Below are 4654 nucleotides of genomic sequence, written 5' to 3'. Positions count from 1 at the left end.
ACCCGTCACCGGGTCACCGGTAGTGACCTGCCCACCATCACCCACGCTCAACAACCGGCCATGCGCATCAGCGGGCAACAGTCTCGCTCAACGACATCAGGATCGGCACCAACTTTGAGCGTTTCCGCGCGAAGGCCCGGGTGTACCTGCGCGCCCACGAGGACCACCTGGCGTTGCAGAAGCTGCGCCGCAACAAGCAGCTATCTCCCACCGACCTCGACGAACTGGAACGGATGCTCGTGGCCAGCGGTGGCGGCACCGAAGACATCGACCGGGTCCGCCGTTCCTCGGAGGGCCTCGGGCTCTTCATCCGCTCGCTGGTCGGGCTCGACCGGGAGGCCGCCAACGAAGCGTTCAGCGGGTTCCTGGCCGGCCGCACCCTGACCGCGAACCAGATCAGCTTCATCGACCTGATCATCGCCCACCTGACACAGAACGGCGCTATGGAGCCCGAACGGCTCTACGAATCCCCGTTCAGCGACCTCGCACCGAACCCGGAGTCGATCTTCCTGTCCGCTGACCTGGATCGCCTGGTCACGATCCTCAACTCCGTCCGGGACACCGCCACCCCGCCGAGTGAGGTGGCATAGCGGGGCGGGCCGGGTCAGGAACGGGTGACCCCCGCATAGATGTCGAGGAGGCGCGTGGTGACCACGTCGGGGTGAAAGGTCTGCTCGTACCGCAGGCGGGCCCGCGCGGAGAGCACGGCGGCACCGGCCCGCGCGACCGGCAGCGCGGCGGCCAGCGCGGCCGGCTCCGGCGGCACGACCCAGCCAGCGGTACCGGTGACCACACCGGCCGGCAGCGGTGTCGGCCCCTGCCCGGCGACCGCCGAGGCGGTCTCGGCCGGGCCGGTGCCGGCGGGCTCGTGCGGGGCGTCCGCTCCCACCAGGTACGGGATGCCGCCCAACGCGGTCCCGAGCACCGGCCGACCACTCGCCAGCGCCTCGATGATCACGGTCGGCAGCACGTCGTGCCACATCGACGCCGCGATCACCACGGCGCTCGCCTCGACCGCAGCCCGTACGCCGGCGCGGTCGAGCTGACCCAGGTAGACCACGTCGGGTCGCTCGGCCGCGACGGCCTCGACCAGCCGGCGCAGCTCGCCGTCGCCGGCGATCCGCAGCGTGCCCAGGGCACCCACCGGATGCCGTCGCCAGGCGTCCAGCAGCAGGTCGACACCCTTCTCGGGCGAGAGCCGGGCCATGTAGAGGAAGCCGTCACCGAGCGGGGCCGGTCGGCCCGGATCGAGCACGGCGTTCGGCTTCACAACGATCCGGTCGTCCGGAATGCCGTAATCGTGGAGGTGGTCGGCGATGGCCGTGGTGAGCGCGATGAACCGGTCCACCGAGCGCCAGGTGCCCCGGTGCACGGCCAAGGTCGTCGCCATCAGCGCGCTCTGCGCCGCCGAGTCGCGGTAGCACCGGTGCTTGATCGCCGGCACGCCCAGCGCCCGGCCCTTGCAGTCCTGGCAGATCACGCCGTCGCGGAAGTAGATCCCCGAGGAGCAGACCTGCCGGTAGTTGTGCACCGTCTGCACCACCGGCACGCCGTGCCGGTGCGCGGTCCGCACCACCCAGGGCGAGATCAGGGGGTACGGGTTGTGCAGGTGCAGAACGTCCGGTCGGTGCTCGGTGAGCAGCCGGCTCAGGTCCTGCTGGGCGCGCGGCGCCCAGATCGGTGAGATCGGCAGCAGCGCCTTGGCGGCCTTCGACATCGAGGGGATCTCGTCCGAGCTGCGGATGAAGGGCAGCACCTCGACGCCGGCCGCGGTGAGCTGGGCGATCTCCGAGTCGACGATCGTGTTCTCACCGGAGGGCTGGGCCTCCCGGTACCGGTTGTGCGCCACCACGATTCTCACGGGAAAGAAGGCTACCGTTGGCTGGTGCCCGAACTACCGGAGGTTGAAGCGCTCGCCGGTTACCTGCGCCAGCGCGCGGTGGGGCGGCGTGTCGACCGGCTGGAGATCGCCGCGATCAGCGCCCTGAAGACGTACGACCCGGCACCCACGGCGGTCGCCGGCCGGGCGGTGGTCGACGCCCGCCGGCACGGCAAGTTCCTCGACGTCGTCATCGAGGGTGCCCTGCATCTCGTGGTGCACCTGGCCCGGGCGGGCTGGCTGCACTACCGGGAGGCGTTCGGATCCTCGACTCCGCTGCGACCCGGCAAGGGCCCGATCGCCGTGCGGGTCCGGCTCGACGACGGCTCCGGTTTCGACCTCACCGAGGCTGGCACCCAGAAGAAGCTGGCCGCGTACCTGGTCACCGACCCGGCCGCCGTGCCCGGGGTGGCCAAGCTGGGCCCGGACGCGCTCGCCGCCGACCTGCCCACCTTCGTCGAGCGGCTGCGCAGCCGGCGCGGGCAGGTCAAGGGAGTGCTGACCGACCAGTCGGTGCTGTCCGGGGTGGGCAACGCGTACTCCGACGAGATCCTGCACGCCGCGAAGCTGTCCCCGTTCGCGATCACCGATCGGCTCACGGACACCCAGCTCGCCACCCTGCACGCGGCGACACGGCAGGTGCTCGGCGACGCTGTCGAACGGTCCCTCGGCCAGCGTGCCGCCGAACTGAAGGGCGAGAAGCGGTCCGGGCTGAAGGTGCACGCCCGCACCGGGCTGCCGTGCCCGGTGTGTGGGGACACCGTCCGGGAGGTCTCGTTCGCCGACTCGAGCCTGCAGTACTGCGCGACATGTCAGACGGGCGGCAAGCCGCTTGCTGACCGACGGTTGTCCCGCCTCGTACGGTGAGTAATTTCACGTGGCGACTACTGAGCGGAATCGACCCGACTGAGCCGAACCTCCCGTCCACCGTTCTCGCCACACGCACATCCATCGGTATAGTGGCCCGGTCCCCGGCTTCTGAAATGGTGCGGAGCCGGCCAGATCCCGCCGACACCGGCGGTCGCCAATCTCCTGCGGGGCGGCGACCGGTTGGGGCCCGCGTGGGAGACTGGGACGGTGGGCGACCCGGGCCCTCACTGCGAGTGAGCGGCACGTGTCATGCGGGAGGACATGGGTGAGGTGACGGCAAGCCTCCAGCGCCCGGTATCCAACGAAGGCCGGAGCAGACTCGTGCGGCACGTCGACAGCTTCGAGATCCAGCCGCCGACGCCGCCGTCACACAACGGCGTCCCCCGGTCGGCGTGGGCCAGGGCGCGACGCCGTGTCTCCCGGTGGCACCGCCCCTACACCGCGATCCTGCTGCTGCTCGACTTCGGCGCGGCGGCGTTCGCCAGTTGGATCGCGATCCAACTCTTCGACCAGGCCGCCTCCGGTTTCTCCGGCACCAACCAGGACCCGACCTGGTTCCACACCATCTCCTACCTGCTGCTCCCCCTCGGCTGGGTGGTCATCCTCTGGAGCAACCGGGCGTACGACCGGCGGTACCTGGGGCTCGGCCCGGACGAGTTCAAACGGGTGATCCGGGCCGCCGTCACGGTCGCGGCCAGCGTCTCCTTCCTCGCCTTCGCCACCAAGACCGCGCTGTCGCGCTGGACGGTCGGCACGGCACTGCTCGGGGCGCTGCTCCTGATCCTGTGGGGCCGCTTCGTGGCCCGCTGGGCGCTGCACTACATCCGCCGGCGGGCCGGTCAGGCCGCGCACCGGATGGTGCTGGTCGGCACCCTGCCGGAGTGCCTGGAGGTCTACGCGGCGGTCACCCGTAGCCCCGCCGCCGGCCTGATGCCGGTCGCCATCCACATCACCGACGGTTACGCGGCGGCCCGCGGGGTGCCGACCCCGGTGCCGGTGCACGCCGGCCGCGACGTCCTGGCCCTGGTCCGCGAGGTCGGCGGGGACACCATCGCGGTGTGCGGGTCGGCCAGCGCCGAACCGGGCGAGCTGCGCCGCCTGGCCTGGCAGCTCGAAGGCTCCGGGGTGGATCTGGTGGTCGCCCCGCAGCTGACCGACATCGCCGGCCCGCGCGTGCACATCCGGCCGATCGAGGGTCTGCCGCTGCTGCACGTCGAGGAGCCGACGCTCTCCGGGCCGGCGCTGCTGGCCAAGAACCTGATGGACCGGGTCGCCGCCGGCCTCGGCCTGCTGCTGCTGATCCCGCTCTTCATCTCGATCGCGGTGGCGATCCGGATCTCCGACCCCGGGCCGGTCTTCTTCCGCCAGCCCCGGGTGGGACATGAGGGGCGCACGTTCCGGGTGTGGAAGTTCCGGACGATGTACGTCGACGCCGAGGACCGGCTGGCCAGCCTCACCGACCAGAACGAGACCGACGGCATGCTGTTCAAGATGAAGGAGGATCCCCGGGTCTTCCCGGTGGGGCGCTTCCTGCGGGCCTCGTCGCTGGACGAGCTGCCGCAGTTGATCAACGTGCTCTGGGGTGAGATGTCGCTGGTCGGGCCGCGCCCGCTGCCGGCCGACGACGGCGACTTCCTGGGCGACGTGCGACGTCGCCTGCTGGTGCGCCCCGGCATGACCGGGCTGTGGCAGGTCTCCGGTCGCTCCGACCTGTCGTGGGACGAGGCCGTCCGGCTCGACCTCTACTACGTCGACAACTGGTCGCTGGCGTACGACCTCAGCATCCTGTGGCGGACCGTCGGTGTGGTGCTCGCCCGGAAGGGCGCGTACTAGGGCCTGTCTTGTGGATCATGGTTGGTGGGGTAGGAACATCACGGGTGTCCGGAGTGTTACCCGAGCGCTATG

Annotated in this window: 4 protein-coding genes; 3 read left to right on the top strand and 1 reads right to left on the bottom strand. The window is 70.8% G+C overall.

The features are described from left to right. Positions 1 to 95 precede the first annotated feature (95 nt). Positions 96 to 590 carry a type I restriction-modification enzyme R subunit C-terminal domain-containing protein gene (locus tag ACLQ24_RS28640; RefSeq protein ID WP_425894852.1) on the top strand — a complete coding sequence of 165 codons (495 nt, stop codon included), beginning with the start codon at positions 96 to 98 and terminating at the stop codon, positions 588 to 590. Between the two features lie 14 nt (positions 591 to 604). Here the strand turns inward: ACLQ24_RS28640 and ACLQ24_RS28635 are convergent, their stop codons facing one another. Then, on the bottom strand, positions 605 to 1861 hold the full coding sequence (locus tag ACLQ24_RS28635; protein ID WP_425894850.1) for a glycosyltransferase family 4 protein: 1257 nt from the start codon (positions 1859 to 1861) through the stop codon (positions 605 to 607). Between the two features lie 24 nt (positions 1862 to 1885). Here ACLQ24_RS28635 and ACLQ24_RS28630 point away from each other — a divergent pair, with 24 nt between their 5' ends. Together ACLQ24_RS28630 and ACLQ24_RS28625 are read left to right on the top strand one after the other, a co-directional pair. Next, the gene (locus tag ACLQ24_RS28630; protein ID WP_425894849.1) at positions 1886 to 2746 is read left to right on the top strand and encodes an Fpg/Nei family DNA glycosylase; all 861 of its coding nucleotides are present in this window, start codon (positions 1886 to 1888) and stop codon (positions 2744 to 2746) included. Positions 2747 to 3010: 264 nt separating this feature from the next. After that, entirely contained in the window at positions 3011 to 4582 is a 1572-nt protein-coding gene (locus ACLQ24_RS28625) for a sugar transferase (protein ID WP_425894851.1), read from the top strand. Positions 4583 to 4654: the final 72 nt, after the last annotated feature.

It is taken from the genome of Micromonospora sp. DT4 (genome assembly GCF_049841675.1).
In the GTDB taxonomy this organism is placed as follows: domain Bacteria; phylum Actinomycetota; class Actinomycetes; order Mycobacteriales; family Micromonosporaceae; genus Micromonospora.
The sequence above is the reverse complement of the archived record's forward strand: the minus strand, read 5'-3'. Positions and strand labels throughout refer to the sequence as shown.